This window comes from Streptomyces sp. NPDC056452, assembly GCF_042796085.1.
Taxonomy (GTDB): domain Bacteria; phylum Actinomycetota; class Actinomycetes; order Streptomycetales; family Streptomycetaceae; genus Streptomyces.
Genome location: NZ_JBHTRI010000038.1, coordinates 42,140 through 61,866, shown reverse-complemented (window position 1 = coordinate 61,866; position 19,727 = coordinate 42,140). Strand labels below are relative to the sequence as shown.

Annotated in this window: 19 protein-coding genes; 15 read left to right on the top strand and 4 right to left on the bottom strand. The window is 70.5% G+C overall.

Annotated elements, in window-relative coordinates; genetic code table 11:
* Positions 1 to 404: 404 nt before the first annotated feature.
* The 9 genes from ACFQ6X_RS30055 to ACFQ6X_RS30015 all read left to right on the top strand — a co-directional run bounded on the left by ACFQ6X_RS30055 (position 405) and on the right by ACFQ6X_RS30015 (position 10,455).
* Positions 405 to 1,343 (top strand): MerR family transcriptional regulator, encoded by a 939-nt coding sequence (locus ACFQ6X_RS30055; RefSeq protein ID WP_383186017.1) that lies wholly within the window; start codon positions 405 to 407, stop codon positions 1,341 to 1,343.
* Between the two features lie 281 nt (positions 1,344 to 1,624).
* Complete coding sequence (locus ACFQ6X_RS30050; RefSeq protein ID WP_383186015.1) at positions 1,625 to 3,418, top strand: diacylglycerol kinase family protein; 1,794 nt, start codon at positions 1,625 to 1,627, stop codon at positions 3,416 to 3,418.
* A gap of 1 nt (position 3,419) precedes the next feature.
* Positions 3,420 to 4,373, top strand: coding sequence for a YihY/virulence factor BrkB family protein (locus ACFQ6X_RS30045; RefSeq protein WP_383186013.1), 954 nt, complete (start codon positions 3,420 to 3,422; stop codon positions 4,371 to 4,373).
* Complete coding sequence (locus ACFQ6X_RS30040; RefSeq protein ID WP_383186011.1) at positions 4,374 to 5,177, top strand: phosphatase PAP2 family protein; 804 nt, start codon at positions 4,374 to 4,376, stop codon at positions 5,175 to 5,177.
* Positions 5,178 to 5,216: 39 nt separating this feature from the next.
* The gene (locus ACFQ6X_RS30035) at positions 5,217 to 6,533 is read left to right on the top strand and encodes an acetyl-CoA carboxylase biotin carboxylase subunit family protein (protein ID WP_383186009.1); all 1,317 of its coding nucleotides are present in this window, start codon (positions 5,217 to 5,219) and stop codon (positions 6,531 to 6,533) included.
* A 39-nt stretch (positions 6,534 to 6,572) separates the two neighbouring features.
* A complete protein-coding gene (locus tag ACFQ6X_RS30030) occupies positions 6,573 to 8,609 on the top strand; it encodes a CocE/NonD family hydrolase (protein WP_383186007.1) in 2,037 nt (678 codons plus the stop codon).
* A 127-nt stretch (positions 8,610 to 8,736) separates the two neighbouring features.
* Positions 8,737 to 9,012 (top strand): ribosomal protein L7/L12, encoded by a 276-nt coding sequence (locus ACFQ6X_RS30025; protein WP_383186005.1) that lies wholly within the window; start codon positions 8,737 to 8,739, stop codon positions 9,010 to 9,012.
* Positions 9,013 to 9,167: 155 nt separating this feature from the next.
* A complete protein-coding gene (locus ACFQ6X_RS30020; RefSeq protein ID WP_383186003.1) occupies positions 9,168 to 9,974 on the top strand; it encodes a hypothetical protein in 807 nt (268 codons plus the stop codon).
* Positions 9,975 to 10,053: 79 nt separating this feature from the next.
* A complete protein-coding gene (locus ACFQ6X_RS30015) occupies positions 10,054 to 10,455 on the top strand; it encodes a thiol-disulfide oxidoreductase DCC family protein (protein WP_383186001.1) in 402 nt (133 codons plus the stop codon).
* A gap of 160 nt (positions 10,456 to 10,615) precedes the next feature.
* On the opposite strand, the gene ACFQ6X_RS30010 is transcribed toward ACFQ6X_RS30015, so the two are convergent.
* Positions 10,616 to 11,377, bottom strand: a complete 762-nt coding sequence (locus ACFQ6X_RS30010) for a phosphoglyceromutase (protein WP_383185999.1) — start codon at positions 11,375 to 11,377, stop codon at positions 10,616 to 10,618.
* 201 nt (positions 11,378 to 11,578) lie between these two features.
* Between ACFQ6X_RS30010 and ACFQ6X_RS30005 the strand changes: the two genes are divergently transcribed.
* Positions 11,579 to 12,841 carry an MDR family MFS transporter gene (locus tag ACFQ6X_RS30005; RefSeq protein WP_383185997.1) on the top strand — a complete coding sequence of 421 codons (1,263 nt, stop codon included), beginning with the start codon at positions 11,579 to 11,581 and terminating at the stop codon, positions 12,839 to 12,841.
* Positions 12,842 to 12,950: 109 nt separating this feature from the next.
* Here the strand turns inward: ACFQ6X_RS30005 and ACFQ6X_RS30000 are convergent, their stop codons facing one another.
* Together ACFQ6X_RS30000 and phoU are read right to left on the bottom strand one after the other, a co-directional pair.
* Entirely contained in the window at positions 12,951 to 13,100 is a 150-nt protein-coding gene (locus tag ACFQ6X_RS30000) for a hypothetical protein (protein WP_383185995.1), read from the bottom strand.
* Positions 13,101 to 13,290: 190 nt separating this feature from the next.
* Positions 13,291 to 13,968: a phosphate signaling complex protein PhoU gene (phoU, locus tag ACFQ6X_RS29995; RefSeq protein WP_329208674.1), complete on the bottom strand. Its 678-nt coding sequence runs from the start codon at positions 13,966 to 13,968 to the stop codon at positions 13,291 to 13,293.
* A gap of 194 nt (positions 13,969 to 14,162) precedes the next feature.
* Here phoU and ACFQ6X_RS29990 point away from each other — a divergent pair, with 194 nt between their 5' ends.
* A complete protein-coding gene (locus ACFQ6X_RS29990) occupies positions 14,163 to 15,434 on the top strand; it encodes a sensor histidine kinase (RefSeq protein ID WP_383185992.1) in 1,272 nt (423 codons plus the stop codon).
* Positions 15,431 to 16,111 carry a response regulator transcription factor gene (locus tag ACFQ6X_RS29985; RefSeq protein WP_006377546.1) on the top strand — a complete coding sequence of 227 codons (681 nt, stop codon included), beginning with the start codon at positions 15,431 to 15,433 and terminating at the stop codon, positions 16,109 to 16,111. The genes ACFQ6X_RS29990 and ACFQ6X_RS29985 overlap by 4 nt, the downstream gene beginning before the upstream one ends.
* Before the next feature lie 136 nt (positions 16,112 to 16,247).
* Here ACFQ6X_RS29985 and ACFQ6X_RS29980 read toward each other — a convergent pair whose 3' ends face one another.
* Positions 16,248 to 16,919, bottom strand: a complete 672-nt coding sequence (locus ACFQ6X_RS29980; RefSeq protein WP_383185990.1) for a DUF461 domain-containing protein — start codon at positions 16,917 to 16,919, stop codon at positions 16,248 to 16,250.
* A 624-nt stretch (positions 16,920 to 17,543) separates the two neighbouring features.
* On the opposite strand from ACFQ6X_RS29980, the gene ACFQ6X_RS29975 reads away from it, so the two are divergent.
* From ACFQ6X_RS29975 to ispF, 3 genes are all read left to right on the top strand, one after another.
* Complete coding sequence (locus ACFQ6X_RS29975; RefSeq protein ID WP_006380568.1) at positions 17,544 to 18,026, top strand: CarD family transcriptional regulator; 483 nt, start codon at positions 17,544 to 17,546, stop codon at positions 18,024 to 18,026.
* A gap of 271 nt (positions 18,027 to 18,297) precedes the next feature.
* Positions 18,298 to 19,062, top strand: a complete 765-nt coding sequence (gene ispD / locus ACFQ6X_RS29970; protein ID WP_383185988.1) for a 2-C-methyl-D-erythritol 4-phosphate cytidylyltransferase — start codon at positions 18,298 to 18,300, stop codon at positions 19,060 to 19,062.
* Positions 19,052 to 19,561: a 2-C-methyl-D-erythritol 2,4-cyclodiphosphate synthase gene (gene ispF, locus ACFQ6X_RS29965; RefSeq protein WP_329208670.1), complete on the top strand. Its 510-nt coding sequence runs from the start codon at positions 19,052 to 19,054 to the stop codon at positions 19,559 to 19,561. The genes ispD and ispF overlap by 11 nt, the downstream gene beginning before the upstream one ends.
* The last annotated feature ends 166 nt before the right edge of the window (positions 19,562 to 19,727 follow it).

Sequence of the window (19,727 nt, the reverse complement as noted above, 5' to 3'; positions counted from 1 at the left end):
CCGGAGCGACAGGTTGGGGCCTGTCGCTGGCATAGGTTGGTCCGGGGCTCAGGGGATGTCAACAGTTTCCGCAAGGATTGCGAAACTCCTTTCGTGCCAAGGGAGTTGATGAGGCAGCATCACGCCTGGTCATGAGTGACATCCGGTCGGGATGCCTCGGTGATGCCCGTGGAAGGCCTCGATATGGAGAGCGGATTCGAGCTCGAATCTTCGAAAGTTTCGTACCTGCGTCCGATCACACCGCGCGGGTCGGGACTCGGCTCGGCCATGACGCACCGGCTGCCCGGGCCCAGTGAAAAGCCCCCTGCCCGGCGGGCCACCCGTGGGCGGCGCGCGCCTGTGGGAGTGATCCGGCAGGCGCAGGGGCTTGAGTCTCCCATAGGGGGAGACGCAAACATGGGGGCATGAACGGCGACACGCTCCACTCGATCGGCGAGCTCGCTCGGCGGACCGGTCTCACGGTCAAGACCATTCGGTTCTACTCCGATCGCGGAATCGTGGCGCCGACGGACCGCAGCCCGGCCGGCTACCGCCTCTACGACACCGACGCCGTCGCACGCCTGGACCTGGTGCGGACCCTGCGCGAGCTGGGGCTGGACCTTCCCACGATCCGCAAGGTCGTGGACCGCGAGCTCGCGCTTCCGGAGGTCGCCGCGGCGCACGCCGAAGCACTGGCCGTGCAGATCCGGGTCCTGCGCCTGCGGCGCGCGGTGCTGACGGCGGTCGCCGAGCGCGGGTCCACACCTGAGGAGACGGAACTCATGCACCGACTGGCCCAGCTCTCCGAGGCGGAACGCCGTCGTCTGATCGGCGATTTCCTCGACGCCGTCTTCGGCGGTCCTGACGCCGCCCCCGCATTCACGGGGGTGATGCGCTCGATGACCCCCGAGCTGCCCGACAACCCGGAGGTGGAGCAGGTCCAGGCGTGGGTGGAGTTGGCTGAAATGTCCCTGGACCCGGATTTCCGCGCCGTGTTGCGGCGGATGGCCGAGTACCAGGCAGCTGAGCAGGCCAGAAGCGAAACGACGGGCCCGCAGCGCGACATTGCCGTAGTCGTCCGTGACCAGGCCGGCCCGGCCCTGGCCGCCGGCATCGACCCGGCCTCGCCCCAGGCCGATCCGGTCGTCGCGGCGTTCACGGCGCACTACGCGCACCTCCTCGCCCGCCCCGACGACGTCGAGTTGCGCCGCCGGCTGGCCGCTCGGCTGGAGAGCGTGAACGACCCCCGCAGGGAGCGATACCTCCGGCTGCTTGCCGTGGTCAACGGCTGGCCGGCTCCGGAGAGTCTGGCCCCGGAATTGGACTGGTCCGTCCAGGCTCTGCGCGTTCGGACACAGCGATGACGGTGCTGTCGCAAGGCGCCATGGGCCGGAGGCGAGCCCCGGCAGTGGCGCTACGGCGCCGATTTCGCCTGGTCAGGTGCATCGCGGTCACACCCCGTCGGCCCGGCAGCCCATGACAGGGCCCCCGGCCGCAGCGACGGGGGCAGCCGCCGGGCCGTGACGGGGAGAGAGGCGGTCCCCGTCGGCAGGTCTGGAGGGACGAGGAGGGGGAACACGGCGAAACGCCGGGTGAGCCCCGGTTCCACCCAGAGCCCGAGGGCCACCGAGACGACGGGAACGCCATGCCGACCGACACACCGGAAAGACGCACCGCCCTCCCCGGTGGGCACGTGTCCGCCACGCCGCCCGCTGCCGGCGAGTACGTCCCGCCCCAGGCGGACCGGCTTTCCCGGCAGTCCCGGGCGGTCGCGGAGCGCTCGCCCCGTGCGCCGGAGACCGCCGGGGGCATGGGCCGGGCCGCGGGAATCATCGCCTCGACGGCGGTCTGCCAGGCCGCCCTGATGGTGGGGCTCGGACTCCTGCTCACCGGACCCGCTGCCCGCGTATGGCCGATGACGTCAGAGGACGAGGTCACCGACGCGCTGGAGCGTGCCCGTACCGGCACGCTCGACACGGTGTCCCTCGTCGTCTCCGAGGCGGGCAACACCGCCACGGTCATCGCGGGCACCCTCCTGGCCTGCCTCGTCCTCCTCGTGGTCCCGCGGCTTCCCCGGTGGCGGGACGCGATCTTCCTGGCGGTCGCCGTCTCGCTCCAGTCCCTGGTCTTCCTGGTCATCACCGAAGCGGTGGACCGCACCCGGCCGGACGTCGAACGGCTCGACGCCTCTCCCCCCACCTCCAGTTACACCTCCGGACACACCGGCGCCGCTACAGCCCTGTACGCCGGCATCGCGATCCTGGTCCTGCACCGGACGAAGGGGCCTTGGCGCAGGCCCGTGGCGGTGCTGCTGCTCCTCGTGCCCCTGCTGGTGGGGATCGCCAGGGCGTACCGGGGGATGCACCACCCGACGGACATCGCGGGAGGCCTGCTCAACGGCGGACTGTCCCTGCTCGTCGTCGGCCGCGCCCTGCTGACCGGAGCGCACGTGCCCGCCCCCGCGCCTGCCGACGCCGCGGCCCGTAAGGCACCGGCTCCCGGAGCGCCGAGCGGGCAGGCGCCCGGCCGCACCGCGGTGGTCTTCAACCCCACCGTCACCGACGAGGCGGCCTGCGCAGACCTGCGACGGGTCCTCGAGGATCACGGTCACCAGGGGGCGGACTTCGTGGCGACCACAGCCGAGGACCCGGGAGAGGGACAGACGGCGCGCGCGGTGCGGGACGGGGCGTCACTCGTCGTGGTCTGCGGCGGCGACGGGACCGTCCGGGCGGCGGCGGAGGCGCTGGCCGGTACGGGCATACCGCTCGCGGTGGTGCCCTGCGGCACGGGCAACCTCCTCGCCCGCAACCTGGGACTCCCGGTGAAACCGGCGGAGGCGCTGGCCGTCGCGCTGCGCGGTGCCCCGCACCGCATCGACCTCGGGCGGATCGAGGGCGACGGCATCCGGCCCGCGCACTTCACGGTGATGTCCGGGGCCGGCCTCGACGCCGCGATGCTGGAGAGCACCAGCGACCGCGCCAAGGCCGTGATCGGCTGGCCCGCCTATGTGGTGGCGGGCCTGCGGGAACTGCGCGCGCCCCGGATGCGCCTGACGGTCGGCCTCGACGGGGCGCGGCCCCTGCGCCGCACCGCCCGGATGGTGCTCGTCGCCAACACCGGCAAGGTTCAGGGCGGAGCCGCGCTCGTCCCGGCGGCCCGGCCCGACGACGGCGTGCTCGACCTCATGATCCTCGACCCGCGCGGACCGATGGGCTGGCTGGGCGCCGTCGCCGCGCTGGTACGCCGCAGGCCGGCGGGGGAGAACGGCCACACCGGCCGGTCGCCCGTGGAGTACTTCACCTTCCGCCGTGCGGACATCCGCTTCGAGGCACCGCAGCAACGCGAGCTGGACGGTGATCCCGTGGCCCCGGGCCGGCGCCTCACCGCCCAGGTCAGGCCCGGCGCGCTGACCGTGCTCATGCCTGAGCGGGGGGAGTGAGATGGGCACCGCGACCCGGGTCCCGCAGACCCGCGACATGGTCGGCAGCGAACTCTCCGGCGACGAGGCGCTGGCCGCCCTGCGGCGCTACGGCCGATGGCCGCTGGTGCGCGACTCCTTCGTCCGCTTCCGGTACGCGGACGGCTTCAGCCACTCCCGGGCGCTCGCCCTGCAGACCGTGCTGGCCGTGGTGCCGCTGGTCATCGCCTTCGTCGGGCTGTCGACGGCCCTGCACACGGAGGACCTGGGCAGGGTGGCGGAACTGACGATCCACCGGATCACGGCGGGGCCGAGCGCCGCGGTGGTCGACGACGCGCTGGACCGCAGCCGGCAGAGGGCCGACGACGGGGCCCAGCTCGCCCTGTGGTTCGGGCTGGTCTTCTCCCTGACCAACACGACCACGGCGATGTGCCAGATAGAGCGCGGGGCCAACCGCATCTACGGGGTCGAGCGGGACCGGGTCTTCCATCTGAAGTACCTGCGGGGGCTGGTGATGTCGCTGACCGCCGGAATCCCGCTCGGTATCGGCTTCGTCGCCATGGTGGCCGGAGGCGACCTGGTGGCGGCCGTGGTCGAGGTGTACGACCTCGGCGCCGGTGCCCGGTCCGCATGGGACCTGCTGCGCTGGCCCGTCGGGGTGCTCCTCGTGGTCATTTCGGCGAGCGCGATCTTCCGCCGGTCGCCGAGGCGCCGGCAGCCGGGCTACACCTGGCTGGCCTTCGGTGCCGCCGTGTACCTGGTGCTCTGGACGACGCTGACCTGGCTGCTCAGCCTCTACCTCGAGGTCAGCGGTTCGTTCGACACCGTGTACGGCCCTCTCACGGCCTTCATGTCCCTGCTGCTCTGGGCTTACCTCACCTCCATCGCACTCTTCCTCGGCCTCTCCTTCGCCGCCCAGCTGGAGGCGGTGCGGGCCAGGCGGCCCGGTCCCGTACAACCCGACCCAGGAGCCTGAATGACTGCCCGACCCGCCGCCCCGGCCCGACGACGCAGCCGCCGGGACGCCGACCGCAGATTCGGTATCCGGCTGTTCAGTTCCGTGGCCGTCGCCGCTGTCGCAGCCGTCCTCTTCGGCCTCCTGTTCGTCCTCGTGGAGAGCGGCTGGGGTCCGCTCCGGCGCCTCGACGCGGGCGCGGCCCGGTGGCTGAACCGGACCGCCCTCGACCATCCGGCGTGGACCGGCACCCTGCGCTTCTTCTCCGACGTGGTGTGGGACCCGGTGACCCTGCGCGCGGCGGTCGCGGTGCTCACCGTGTGGCTGGTGTACCGCCGTGCCTGGCGCCTGGCCGCGTGGGCCGCCGTCACCGCGGTGGCGGGAGGACTGACGGGGCTGCTGGTCAAGAGCGTCGTCGAGCGGGCGAGGCCGGACCTGCCGGACCCGGTGGCGCACGCCCCCGGCTTCTCCTTTCCCTCCGGCCACGCGATGACGGCCACGACGTCGTTCGCGATCCTGCTGCTCGTTCTCCTGCCCCTGGTGCGCCCCGGCCTCCGTCCCCTGTGCTGGGCCCTCGCGGCCGTCTCCGTACTGGGTGTCGGCTTCACCCGCATCGCCCTGGGCGTCCACTGGTTCAGCGATGTGCTCGGCGGCTGGACGCTCGGGCTCGCCGTGGTGGCGGTGACCGGCTGGTCCTTCGAGGCCTGGCGCGCCGACGCGGGCCTCGGCCGGACCGAGGTGGCGGAGGGCCTGGAGCCGGAACTGGGCGACGACGACGACCCGGAGTCACCCCGCATGTCGGCCGACGCCCCGGGCAGGCGCTGAGGGGAGCGCAGGAACACTTCCTACCGAAGGGACCCCTCCATGCCGAAGGAGCAGCCGAAGAACATCTTCGTCATCGGCCTCGACGACGCGAACCTGCCCATGCTCGAAGCGGTCCCGGACGCCGGTGCCTACCGCTTCCACCGCCTGCTGACCGTCGAGGAGCTGCAGGAGGGCGAGGTGTCCGTGCCGGCTCTGATGAGCCGCGCCCGGGCGGTTCTCGACGCGCACGACGGCAGCATCGACGCCATCGTCGGGTACTGGGACTTCCCGGTGAGCACGCTCGTCCCGATGCTCGGCACGGAGTACGGCGTGCGGACGACCAGCCTCGAATCCGTGGTCAAGTGCGAGCACAAGTACTGGAGCCGGCTCGAACAGCGGAAGGTCATCGACGAGTACCCGCGCTTCGGCCGGGTGGACCTGGACGCCGATGAGCCGAAGCCGCCCGAGGGCGTCAACTTCCCCATGTGGCTCAAGCCGGCCCTCGCCTACTCGTCCGAACTGGCCTTCGGCGTCTCGGACATGACGGAGTTCCGGAAGGCCGTCGACGAGATCCGGGCGGGCATCGGCCGCGTCGGCAGGCCCTTCGACTCCGTACTCGACCTGCTGGAACTCCCCCCGGAAATGGAGGGCGTCGGAGGCCAGGTCTGTCTGGCCGAGGAGGCCATGACCGGAATCCAGGTGGCCGTCGAGGGGTACGTGCACCGCGGCAAGGCGCACGTGTACGGCGTGCTGGACTCGATCAACTACCCGGCCTCCCCGTGCTTCCTGCGCCACCAGTACCCGAGCAGCCTCCCCGGCCCGGTCATCCGAAAGCTGCACGAGGTCAGCGAGCGGACCATGCAGCAGATCGGCATGGAGTCGGCCACCTTCAGCATCGAGTACTTCTACGACCCGAAGACGCAGGACATCAGCCTCCTGGAGATCAACCCCCGGCACTCGCAGTCCCATGCCGAACTCTTCGACTACGTCGACGGCGCGCCCAACCACCACCGCATGATCAGCCTCGCGCTGGGGCGCGACCCGGCACTGCCCGGGGGGCTCGGGCCCTACGCCGTGGCCGCCAAGTGGTACTACCGCTGGTTCGGTGACGGGAAGGTGCACGAGGTGCCCACCCCGGAGCGGATCGCCGCCATCGAGCACGAGATACCCGGAGTGCGCATCGACGTCGTGCCCGAGGAGGGGCAGAAGCTCTCCAACGTTCCGGGGCAGGACAGCTACAGCTACGAGGTGGCACACATCTTCACCGGAGGCGACGACGAGGAGGACCTGCGCCGCAAGTTCGACCGGTGCGTGGCCGCCCTCGGACTCACCTTCGACGAGACGGAGCCGGGAGGCCGCGGCACGAAGACCCGGTGACCCGTCAGGTCCAGTACGACGAAAGGAGGTCGCACAGGCATGCGCTACGTCGACCGGCTGCCCTGCGCGATCCAGGAAGAGAAGCACGTCACGATCCCCATGGAGGACGGAGTCACGCTCTCCGCACGGATCTGGCGTCCCACGGCCTCCGACGCGGAGCCCGTGCCGGCCGTTCTCGAGTACATCCCGTACCGGAAGAACGACCTCACCTCGACCCGCGACGCCATCCACCACCCCTACATCGCCGGACACGGCTACGCGTGCGTGCGTGTGGACCTGCGGGGGACCGGTGAGTCGGAGGGCGTCCTGCTGGACGAATACCTCGAACAGGAGCAGAGCGACGCCGAGGCCGTGCTCGCCTGGATCGCCGAGCAGCCCTGGTGCGACGGGAACACCGGGATGATGGGCATCTCCTGGGGCGCCTTCGCCGCACTCCAGACGGCCGCCCGCAGGCCGCCGAGCCTGCGCGCCATCTGCATCGCGTCGTTCACCGACGACAGGTACGCGGACGACATGCACTACCTCGGCGGCGCGATGCTGTCCGACAACCTGGCCGAGGCCGGGACCATGTTCGCGTACGCCACCTGCCCGCCCGATCCGGCCGTGGTCGGTGAACGCTGGCGGGAGATGTGGCGGGAACGGCTCGACGCCGCACGGCCCTGGGTCCTTGAGTGGCTGCGCCACCAGCAGCGGGACGGCTACTGGCGCCACGCCAGCCTGAGCGAGGACTACTCGGCCCTGCGCTGCCCGGTCCTCGCCTCCAGCGGGTGGGCGGACGGCTACTCCAACGCCGTGACCCGGCTGCTGAGCCACGTCGACGTACCCCGGAAGGGCTTGATCGGCCCCTGGTCGCACAAGCTTCCGCACCTCGGCGAGCCGGGGCCGGCCATCGGGTACCTCCAGGAAGTGGTGCGCTGGTGGGACCACTGGCTCAAGGGCATCGACAACGGCGTCATGGACGGCCCCATGCTCCGGGCCTGGATGCAGGAGAGCGTCCCGCCCTCCACCTCCTACGAGGAACGGCCCGGCCGATGGGTCGGCGAGCCGTCCTGGCCCTCGCCCAACGTCGGTGAATCCGTCCTCCCGCTGCGCGACGGCGCCCTGGGGAAGCCGGAGGAACACGCTCACACCGGCACCGAGGACCGTGTCCACACGGTCCAGTCACCACTGTCCGTCGGGCAGTTCGCCGGCAAGTGGGCCTCGTACAACGCCCCGCCGGACCTGCCCTACGACCAGCGTGAGGAGGACGGCGGCTCACTCGTCCTCCAGACCGAGCCGCTGGCCGAGCGCATGGAGATCCTCGGCGCTCCCGTCCTCGACGTGGAGGTGGCCGCGGACGCGCCGGTCGCCCAGCTCAACGTCAGGCTCTCCGACGTCGCGCCGGACGGGCGTTCGACGCGAGTGACGTACGGCGTGCTCAACCTGACCCACCGCGACAGCCAGGAAGCCCCGGAGGCGCTGGAACCCGGCCGGCGCTACCGGGTGCGCGTACCGCTCCACAGCGTCGCGCAGGCGTTCCCGCCCGGGCACCGCATCCGGCTGTCGCTGTCCACCTCGTACTGGCCGCTCGTCTGGCCGGCCCCCGAACCGGCGCTGCTCAGCGTGTACGAGAACGGCAGCACCCTCACCCTGCCGGTGCGCCCCGACGACGTACCGGAGGACAAGGCCCTGCGCCCCTTCGGCGAGCCCGAGGGCTGCGCGCCCCCCGCCGTCACCCGGCTGAGCGAGCCGGAGCAGGCGTGGACCGTGACCAGGGACCTGGTGGACTACCGGTCGGTGCTCGACATCGTGAAGGACCGTGGACTCCAGCGGTACGAGGACACCGGCATGGAGACCGGGCTGCGGGCCCGCGAGAAGTACAGCTGGACCGGCGAGGACTTCGGGTCGGTGCGCGGCGAATCGGCCTGGGAGATGCGCTTCGGCCGCCCCGACTGGGACGTCCGGGTAGAGACCCGCACCGTGCTGACCTCGGACAGGGACGCCTTCCACGTCGACGCCACGCTCGACGGATACGAGGACGGGCGGCGGGTCTTCTCCCGCACCTGGAACGAACAGATCCCGAGAGGGAACGTCTGAGCAGGTCATGCCGTCGAGCGAGAAGCGCACCCGTACGGCCGTGGTTGTCACCCTCGGGTCCACCGAAATCGGCGCGACAAGCCGGTTGAGGACTCGTACGCTCCGAACCCGGGAGAAGGGGAGGGTCATGGCCGACGACTACTTCCTGCTGGTGTGCGACGACGTGGCCCATGACGTCGTGCTCACCGACCCCGGTGTCCGTGTGCTGGATGTCGCACAGGCGGTACGCCGGCTGACGGGGCTGAGCCTCTGGCGCAGCAAGATCCTGGCCACGCAGGTCCCGGCCGCGATTCTCGTCGGCGTGCCTCAGGACGACGCCGAGGCGGCAGTCACGGCCCTCCTCGAAGCCGGAGCGCGGGCAGAGACGAGGGAACAGCCGGAGCCGGACCACCTCAGGCACTGAGGGGCGGCCGGCCCGATCATCTGACGACCCAGGGCGGCGAAAAGCCCCCACCTGCGGAAGGCCCGCAGGTGGGGGTTTGTTCGATCTGCCTGGTTCTGAGACTTCATCTGCCGGCTTCCTCCGTCCCGGAGGTTTCCACGACTAGCCTCCGCAGCATGCTGCGCATCGCCGACGCCCGCACGGGCCACCTCGTGGAGTTTCCCTCCGCGCACCGCCACCTCATGCGCATCTGCGTCCATCTCCCGGTCATCGACGACGGGATCGGCCCGGTGCACCTGCGCGTGCTGCTGCTCGGCGACGTACTGGCGCGAACCGCCGAACTGCACAGCCTGCAGACCCTCACGGCGCTCACCGCACCGGACCTGCCACAGGAACAAGTACAGGCGCTCGACCGGGTCATGGGCGTACTCGGCATCCACCCGCCCACCACCGTCCGTGCTCACGATCCCAGTCAGCCACCGAGCGCTCCCGCAGAAGTGCACGTGCTCGCACACGGCGCCGACCAGCAAGACAGCTTCGGCGGGGTACGGATCGATGTCGGCGAGGTCAGTACGGAACCCCCGGACGAGGGCGGCCCGGGCTCCCCGGACGCAGCCGCCCCGGAGGGAAGCGACCCGCTGGCTCTGAGGATGCTGCTGCTCGGCCATACCTACCGCACGCCCGCCTCGATCACCGGCGCCGCGCTCTCCCAGGCCCGGCGGACACTGCGGCACTGGCGGCAACTGGTGGCCGACTGGGCGCAGGAGCCGTCCAGGCCGATCCCCGCCGACCTGTTGCGACAGGCTCATGCCGCACTCGCCGACGATCTCGGCGTCCCCGCCGTCCTGGACATGCTGCGCAGCGTGGAGGGGAACGCCGACATGCCTGCCGGCGCCAAGTTCGAGACCTTCGCACATCTCGACCGCGTCCTGGGGCTGGACCTCGCGCGCGATGTCGGCCACCAGCACCAGGAGACTCCGTGACCGCTGGTGATGCCCGGCGCCTGGTCGCGGCGGCACGCACCTCCCGACGCAGGGGAGTTCGTTCAGACAGGATGAGTCCATGCCGAATCGATCTGTCCTGGTCTACGACGGTGACTGCGCCTTCTGCACGACCTCGGTGAACTACCTCATGCGGCGATTGCGACCGAACTGCACGGTCACGCCGTGGCAGTTCGCGGATCTGGAAGCTCTCGGCGTCACCCAGCAGCGAGCGGAACGCGAACTGCTGTACGTCTCGCCGGCCGGCACGGTGTACGGCGGCGCGCAGGCCGTCGCCAAACTCCTGTTGCGTGCCGGTGGTGTCTGGGCCTGGGCGGGCGGCTTGCTGACCCTGCCCCCGATGCGCTGGATCGCCCACGGTCTCTACCGGCTCATCGCCACCAACCGTGACCGTCTGCCCGGCGGCACGCCGGCCTGCGCATTGCCGGCGGACCGCAGGCCCGGCACGCAGCCTGCCGGCTGAGAGCGGCCGCGTGTGAGTCCTGCCGAACAGCCGGGACCGCTCTCGGCATGCCCTCCGACCGCCGCAAGGGTCGTCGCGCTGAAGTCCCACAGGGGGCCCAGGCCGTGAAAATGCCCCCGCTCCGCGCCGTATGCGCAGGCCGGGGGCATGATCACTCAGGCTACTTCTTCTTGCCCTGGTTCTTCACGGCCTCGATGGCGGCCTTCGCCGCGTCCGGGTCGAGGTACGTGCCGCCCGGCTTCAGCGGGTGGAAGTCGGCGTCCAGTTCGTACGCGAGCGGGATGCCGGTCGGGATGTTGAGGCCCGAGATGGCGTCGTCGGAGATGCCGTCCAGGTGCTTCACCAGGCCGCGCAGGCTGTTGCCGTGGGCGGCGACCAGGACGGTCTTGCCGTCGAGGAGGTCCGGGACGATGCCGTCGTACCAGTACGGCAGCATGCGGTCGACGACGTCCTTGAGGCACTCCGTGCGCGGGCGCAGCTCCGAGGGGATGGAGGCGTAGCGCGGGTCGTCGCTCTGCGAGAACTCGGTGCCGTCCTCGAGCGCGGGCGGCGGGGTGTCGTACGAGCGGCGCCACAGCATGAACTGCTCCTCGCCGAACTCGGCGAGCGTCTGGGCCTTGTCCTTGCCCTGGAGGGCGCCGTAGTGGCGTTCGTTCAGGCGCCAGGAGCGGTGGACGGGGATCCAGTGGCGGTCCGCGGCTTCCAGCCCGAGCTGGGCGGTGCGGATCGCGCGCTTCTGGAGGGAGGTGTGCACGACGTCGGGGAGCAGGCCGGCGTCCTTGAGCAGCTCACCGCCGCGGACCGCCTCCTTCTCGCCCTTGTCGGTGAGGTCTACGTCCACCCAGCCGGTGAACAGGTTCTTGGCGTTCCATTCGCTCTCGCCGTGGCGGAGGAGGATCAGCTTGTACGGTGCGTCGGCCATGACTCCGAGCGTAATCGAACCCGCGCGGCCTCCGCGCGCCCGGTCACAGGGCGGACAAAGGGGAGTGCGGGCCCGCGTCGTTTGACGACGCGCGTCAATCGAGTGGCGGTTCGGGACCCCCTCTTCGTAATGTTCGGACTGCTATAGGGCCGCTTACAACTGTCGGCCCGCATCCGTTCGCACGTCCCCAGGGGGAGCCCTATGTCCGTCGCCGGTCTCAGAAAGGCGGCACACGAGACGGTTGCCGGGCTCCCCAGGGAGTTCTGGTGGCTGTGGACCAGCACGCTGGTCAACCGCCTGGGTGCGTTCGTCGCCACGTTCATGGCGCTCTATCTGACCCTGGACCGGGGCTACTCGGCCTCGTACGCCGGTCTGGTCGCCGCCCTCCACGGGCTCGGCGGAGTCGTCTCCTCGCTCGGGGCCGGGGTGATGACGGACCGGCTGGGACGCCGGCCCACGATGTTGATCGCGCAGCTCTCGACCGCGGCGTCGGTGGCCGTCCTCGGCTTCATGGTCCATCCGGCCGCGATCGCCGCCATGGCCTTCGTGGTGGGCATGGCCAGCAACGCGTCCCGGCCGGCCGTGCAGGCGATGATGGCCGACATCGTCCGGCCCGAGGACCGGGTGCGTGCGTTCTCGCTCAACTACTGGGCCATCAACCTGGGCTTCGCCATCTCCTCGGCGGCGGCCGGTTTCATCGCCGAGTACAGCTATCTGGCCGGCTTCCTGGGCGAGGCGGCCATGACGCTGGTCTGCGCCGTCGTCGTCTTCCTCAAGGTGCCGGAATCCCGGCCCGAGGCGGCGCCCCGGGTGGCGGGGACCCGCGCCCCGGACGACGTACGGCTGATGACGGTCCTGCGCGACGGGCGCTACATGGGCGTCGTCGGGCTGTCGTTCCTGGTCGCGCTGATCTTCCAGCAGGGGCATCTGGGGCTGCCGGTGGCCATGGGCGCGGACGGGTTCTCCAGTTCGGACTTCGGCACGGCCATCGCCGTCAACGGCGTGCTGATCGTGGTCCTGCAGATTCCCGTCACCCGGTTCATCCAGCACCGCGACCCACGTCGTCTGCTGATCATCTCGTCCGTGCTCGCGGGGTACGGGTTCGGGCTGACGGCCTTCGCGGGGTCGGTCGGCGTGTACGCGCTCACGGTGTGCGTCTGGACCCTCGCCGAGATCGTCAACGCCCCGACGCAGACGGGCATCGTCGTCCAGCTCTCCCCGGCACACGGCCGGGGCCGCTACCAGGGCATGTACACGCTGTCGTGGTCCGCTGCGGCGCTCGTGGCCCCGCTGATGTCCGGCTTCGTGATCGACCACTACGGCGCGGACTGGCTGTGGGTGACCTGCGCGGTACTGGGGACCGTGGCGGCGTTCGGCTACTGGCTGCTGATGCGGAAGCTGCCGGATCCGGTGGCCGCGGCACCCCTCGCTCCCGAGCGGGCGGTCGCCGAGCCGGCGGTCTGACCGGGGGGCGGCGGTCTGCCGTCCGACGGGAGACCGCGGCGCGGTGCGGACGCGGCGATGCCCCGCGGTGGACACGCGTCCGCCGCGGGGCACCCTCGTATCTGCCCGGTCAGCCGGAGCAGCCGCCGCACTGGCACGGCGCGCCGGACTGGCAGCCGCACCCGCAGCCCGAGCCGCATCCGCAGGCTCCGAGCACGGTCAGCTGCACCACTTCGGTCGGGATCTCCTGCTGGGGTTCGGTCATGGGCGAATCGGCCATGGTCCCTCCTCGGGGGGTACGACTCGGCGGCGTACGACAGCTGCCTGTGAGCCCTCGTACGACAGCTGTGCACGACGGGGGCATACGGCATGGCGTGCCGCCCCCGCCCCCATTGCATGCCCACCCCGGCGGGCGCATCAACGGCGCACGCGCGCGGAGACAAACGTGCGACCGCGCGCGCTCCGCGCCCCTACGCCCCTTCCACGGGCGTGGACGTCTGGATTTCGTCCGCGTGCTCACCCGTCACCAGGTAGACGACGCGCTTGGCGACCGACACGGCGTGGTCGGCGAAGCGCTCGTAGTAGCGGCCGAGCAGCGTCACATCGACGGCCGTCTCGATGCCGTGCTTCCAGCGGTCGTCCATCAGGTGCTGGAACAGCGTGCGGTGCAGCAGGTCCATCTCGTCGTCGTCCTGCTCCAGCTGGAGCGCCAGGTCGACGTCCTTCGTGATGATGACCTCGGCGGCCTTCGCCATCAGCCGCTGTGCGAGCTGACCCATTTCCAGGATGGTGGCGTGCAGGTCGTGCGGCACGGCGGAATTCGGGAAGCGCAGCCGGGCCAGCTTGGCGACGTGCTGGGCGAGGTCGCCCGAGCGCTCCAGGTCCGCGCTCATCCGCAGCGAGGTGACCACGATCCGCAGGTCGGTCGCGACCGGCTGCTGGCGTGCCAGCAGCGCGATGGCCCGTGCCTCCAGATCGTGCTGCAGGTCGTCGACCTTCTGGTCCGCGGCGATCACCGTCTCGGCGAGCTTGAGATCGGCGTCGAGCATGGACGTCGTCGCCCGGCCGATCGCCGAGCCGACGAGACGGGCCATCTCGACCAGGCCTTCGCCGATCGAATCGAGTTCCTCGTGGTAAGCGTCGCGCATGGAAGTCCCTCTCCAGATCCTTGGCCGGGGTCTCTGGGCCGACCCCCACGCTCCCACGGTGGGGGCACAACGAGTCGGGATCCGGCCCCCGAAGTGAACCGACACTTTCTCCTCGGTGAACTCTGGGCGACGAGTGTTCGAGAAGGCACCCGGATGGCTGGGAGAGACCCGACGGACCCGCATAACCTTGAAGCATGGACGTGAACGCGGCAGTCGCCGCAGCTGCCGCGATAGCCGGGTTGTGCACCGGTGTCATCGCGATGCTGGCGTTCCGCTGGAGCGAACGCGAGCAGAAGCAGCCCACGCGTACGTCCCTGCGGCCCGACAGCAACGCCGCGCTGCCCCCCGGGGTGGACACGGTCCTCTCCGTGCTCAGCTCCTCGGCCGTCGTGCTCGACGAGAGCGACAGCGTCGTCAAGGCCAGCTCCGCCGCGTATGCGCTGGGCCTGGTCAGGGGCGGGCGCCTGTCGGTCGAGGCCATGCTCCACATGGCCAGGGACACCAGGCGCGACGGCGAGATACGACAGGTCGAGCTCGACCTCCCACGGCGCGGTACGGGGCGGGGCGAGGCGCTCGCCGTCTCGGCCCGGGTCGCTCCGCTGGGTTCCCGGCTGGTGCTGCTGCTGGTCGAGGACCTCACCGAAGCCCGTCGCATAGAAGCGGTACGGCGCGACTTCGTCGCCAACGTCAGCCATGAGCTCAAGACCCCGGTCGGCGCGCTCTCACTGCTCTCCGAGGCGGTCATGGACGCTTCCGACGACCCGGAGGCGGTGGAGCGGTTCGCCGGGCGCATGCAGATCGAGGCGACCCGGCTGACCAACCTCGTACAGGAGCTCATCGACCTCTCCCGCGTCCAGAACGACGATCCGCTCGAGGACGCCGAACCCGTTCGGGTGGAAGAACTGGTCGCCGAAGCCATCGACCGGTGCCGCCAGCAGGCGGGCTCCAAGCAGATCACCATGGCCTCGGGCGGTACGGCGGACCTCTTCGTCTGGGGAAACCGCGGTCAGCTCGCTGCCGCGCTCGGCAATCTCGTGGAGAATGCCGTCAACTACAGCCCCGCCCGCACCCGCGTCGGCATCGCTGCCCGACGGCTGGTCGCACCCGGCGGGGATCTGATCGAGATAGCCGTGACCGACCAGGGCATCGGCATCTCCGAGAAGGACCGCGAGCGGGTGTTCGAGCGGTTCTACCGCGTCGACCCGGCCCGCTCCCGGGCCACTGGTGGCACCGGTCTCGGCCTCGCCATCGTCAAGCATGTGGCCGCCTCGCACGGCGGGGAGGTCACCGTCTGGAGCTCTGAGGGCCAGGGCTCCACCTTCACCCTGCGACTGCCCGAGTCGGGCGTCGTACGGGGGCGCACCACCGGCGGACCGCTCATCGTCAACGGTCACTCCGTCGACGACGAGGGGCCGTACGAGACCGACACTTTTGAACCATTTCCTGCCCCGGAGGCTCTTCCGTGACCCGAGTGCTTGTCGTCGAGGATGAGGAATCCTTCAGCGACGCCCTGTCCTACATGCTGCGCAAGGAAGGCTTCGAGGTCGCCATCGCGGCCACCGGACCCGACGGTCTCGACGAGTTCGAGCGCAACGGCGCCGACCTCGTCCTGCTGGACCTGATGCTGCCCGGGCTGCCCGGTACGGAGGTCTGCCGGCAGCTGCGGGTGAAGTCCAACGTTCCGGTGATCATGGTCACCGCCAAGGACAGCGAGATCGACAAGGTCGTGGGCCTGGAAATAGGAGCCGACGACTATGTGACCAAGCCCTTCTCGTCACGGGAGCTGGTGGCCCGCATCCGCGCGGTCCTGCGCCGCCGCGGGGAGCCTGAGGAGGTCACCCCGGCCGCCCTGGAGGCCGGTCCGGTGCGGATGGACGTGGACCGTCACGTCGTCACCGTCTCCGGCGGCAAGGTCGACCTCCCGCTGAAGGAGTTCGACCTCCTGGAGATGCTGCTGCGCAACGCGGGCCGCGTCCTGACGCGCATGCAGCTGATCGACCGGGTCTGGGGTGCGGACTACGTGGGCGACACCAAGACCCTCGACGTCCACGTGAAGCGGCTCCGCGCCAAGATCGAGCCGGACCCGGGGGCGCCGCGGTACCTGGTGACGGTGCGGGGGCTGGGCTACAAGTTCGAGCCGTAAACCGGTGAACGAGGCGGCGCCGCATTGACGCCGGACATCCGTCCGGCCGCACGGGCTGTCGCAGCCCCGGCCGCACGGTCAGCCGCATGAAAAAGGGGCGTCTCCCGGCCGGAGACGCCCCTTTTTCACGCGTGGGTCAGTGGTCGGCGGACGCCTCGCCCGTCGGCGTGGCGGAGCCGCTCTCCGGCTCCGAGGCCGACCCCTCCGACGCCGAACCCGACGGGGTGCCCGTCGGCTCGCCCGGCGTCTCGGAGGCGTCCTCCGAAGGCTTCGGGGTGGGCTTCGGCGACGGCGCCGCGCTCGGGCCGAAGCCCTTGAAGAAGCCGGCCGACGGGACGATCATGGCGCCGAGCCCGATGTCACCGGTCTCGCTGAACTGGAAGACGACCTGCTGCACGCCGCCGTCCTGTCCGGCCTGGGTGCCGTCCTCGATCACGGCGGAGGCGTTGCCCTTGCCGCCCAGGATGACCCGTCCGCCGGACGGGATCACGACGGGGCCCTTGCCCTTGGCGGCGCGCAGTTCCACGGTGGCGCTGGTGCCGGGCAGCGTGATCGCTTCCAGGACCTCGCTGCCGGGGCCGTTGTTGAACAGCGTGGCGGTGACGGCGGCCGGACCCTCAGTCTCGTGCCCGGGCTGAGTGATGACGTTCGCGTTCTGGATCTTGATGTGGTCGACAGCGGTGGCTGCGTTGTCCGGCCTGACCTTGAGCGTCTCCGCGTTGTTGCCCGCACTGCACGCGGACAACGAGGCGATGGAGAACACGAGGGCAGTGGCGGCGAGGGCGCCGTGTCGAAGGCTGCGGCTCACGGCGGCGGCAACTCCTTGAACGTTCGGACTGCGGACTTCGGACTCTGCGGACAGGAAGGCCGAGCGGGGTAAAGCCGCCCTAAGTGTGTGTCAGCGGGCTCAGGTTACCGAGCCACCGTCCCGGGCCCGCACCCGACCCGCCCCCTATGGCCGTACGGCACGGGCGCGGCTCCCGATCGCGCGGCGATCACGCCGTTTCGCACAGCGTTCACAAAACCCGGGTGATCGCGGCGCGGGCGGCCGGTGATCAATTTCCCTGGTGATGGCGCATTCCCTGCGCATAATCCACCCGGCGGCCGGCCGTTGATCAATTTCATTGACCATCGACTCAAAGGCTCGTACGGGTGATCGACGCCCGAACGACGTGCGGAAAGATCGCCTTCCAGAATCCGGCAAAACGGGACGTTCAGTCACTTCCGGAGGGCTTCCGGTCCGTGTGACGCGCGCGTTTCGGCTCGCCCGCGCGCCTGCTCCGACCTGCGAATATCGCCTTCCGGAAGCCTTCCGCAGCACGTTCGTGTTGCTGTTGTCAAGCCCCGAGATATGCCCTGACCTGCGAAAACGCCATTCAGGAGAAGCAGTTCTCGTGTTACTCTGGATAGCCACGGAAGGGGTACCTGTCACATGACGTTCAAGGTTGGCGACACCGTGGTCTATCCCCATCACGGGGCCGCGCTGATCGAGGCTATCGAAACTCGCCAGATCAAAGGCGTGGACAAGACCTACTTGGTGCTCAAGGTCGCCCAGGGCGACTTGACTGTTCGTGTACCGGCGGACAATGCGGAGTTCGTCGGTGTGCGTGACGTAGTCGGGCAGGAAGGGCTGGACCGGGTCTTCGAGGTGCTGCGCGCGCCGTACGCCGAAGAGCCGACGAACTGGTCCCGACGCTACAAGGCAAATCTCGAGAAGCTCGCCTCCGGCGATGTCATCAAGGTCGCCGAAGTCGTTCGCGACCTGTGGCGTCGTGAGCGTGAGCGCGGACTCTCCGCAGGTGAGAAGCGCATGCTCGCCAAGGCCCGCCAGATTCTGGTGAGCGAGCTTGCTCTCGCGGAGAACACGAACGAGGACAAGGCCGAGGCTCTGCTCGACGAGGTCCTCGCGTCCTGAACCGGATCACACCGGTCGCAAGAATGTGCCGCGGTGCCCGCTGACGAACCGTCCTTCACGGTAAGTCGTCGGGCGCTGCGGCATGTTCGGATCCCGTCGGATCCGCTGCCGGCGCCATCCCCCTCAACCACAGACGAGCCCCCGCTGCGGCTTGCCCGACCAGGGGTCACGGAAGGGGTCCCGGTCAAGTCAAGGCGTCGCGCCCGGCTCGCTGTGGCCATACCCATGTCGGCCGTGGAAACAAACCTGCCGAAGCTTCGGAGTACAACCGATGTCACCGATGTCACCGACGCCTGCTGAACCGCGCCCCTCCCGCACCGCAGCGGTGATTCCCGCAGCCGGCCGCGGCGTCCGGCTCGGCCCCGGAGCCCCCAAGGCGCTCCGCACCCTCGGTGGGACACCCATGCTGATCCACGCCGTACGGGCCATGGCCGCGTCCCGGGCGGTCACGCTCGTCGTCGTGGTCGCACCGCCGGACGGCGCGCCCGACGTCAAGAACCTCATCGACGAGCACGCCCTGCCCGAGCGCACCGACTACCTGGTCGTCCCGGGCGGCGCGACACGCCAGGAGTCCGTGCAGCTCGGACTCGACGCGCTCCCCGACGACATCTCCGTCGTGCTCGTCCACGACGCCGCCAGGCCCCTCGTGCCCGTCGACACCGTGGACGCGGTCATCGAAGCCGTACGGGACGGGGCTCCCGCCGTCGTACCGGCCCTGCCGCTCGCCGACACCGTCAAGGAGGTCGAACCCGGCACGCCGGGCGAGCCCGAGCCGGTCCTGTCGACCCCTGTACGCGCCAGGCTGCGTGCCGTCCAGACGCCCCAGGGCTTCGACCGGGACACGCTCGTGCGGGCCCACCGCGCCGTGGCGGTCGACGGCGACGGCGCGACCGACGACGCGGGCATGGTGGAGCAGCTCGGCGCGCCCGTCGTCGTCGTACCCGGGCACGAAGAGGCATTCAAGGTGACCAGGCCCCTGGACCTCGTCCTGGCCGAGGCCGTTCTCGCACGCCGGAGGGCGAACGATGGATTCTGAAGCGGCGAAGCAGCCGGTGCCCCTGATTCCGCTCGTCGGTATCGGTACGGACATCCACGCGTTCGAGGAGGGCCGTGAGCTCTGGTGCGCGGGGCTCCTCTGGGAGGGCGAAGGACCCGGCCTGGCCGGGCACTCCGATGCCGACGTCGTCGCGCACGCCGCGTGCAACGCCCTGTTCTCGGCGGCCGGGCTCGGTGACCTCGGACAGCACTTCGGCACCGGTCGGCCCGAGTGGTCGGGAGCCTCCGGCGTCACGCTCCTCACGGAGGCGGCGCGGATCGTGCGGTCCGAGGGCTTCGGCATCGGGAACGTCGCCGTGCAGGTCGTCGGCCTCCGCCCGAAGATCGGCAAGCGTCGCGACGAGGCCCAGAAGGTGCTGTCCGACGCGGTCGGCGCGCCTGTCTCGCTGTCCGCCGCGACCTCCGACGGTCTCGGATTCACCGGCCGGGGCGAAGGCATCGCGGGCATCGCGACGGCCCTCGTCTACCGCACCGGCTGACCGGGGCTTCCGGGCCTCCCGCCGTCCTCATGGGCAGCGCCGCCGCCGGCACGCTCCAGGCACCCCGCGACCCGCTCCGCGGACCGCTTCCGGCGGCGCCGGAGGGCACGGTCGCGGATTAGTTGTGACACGTTTTCCACAGGGGGCGCTGGGCACTGGTGCGGGC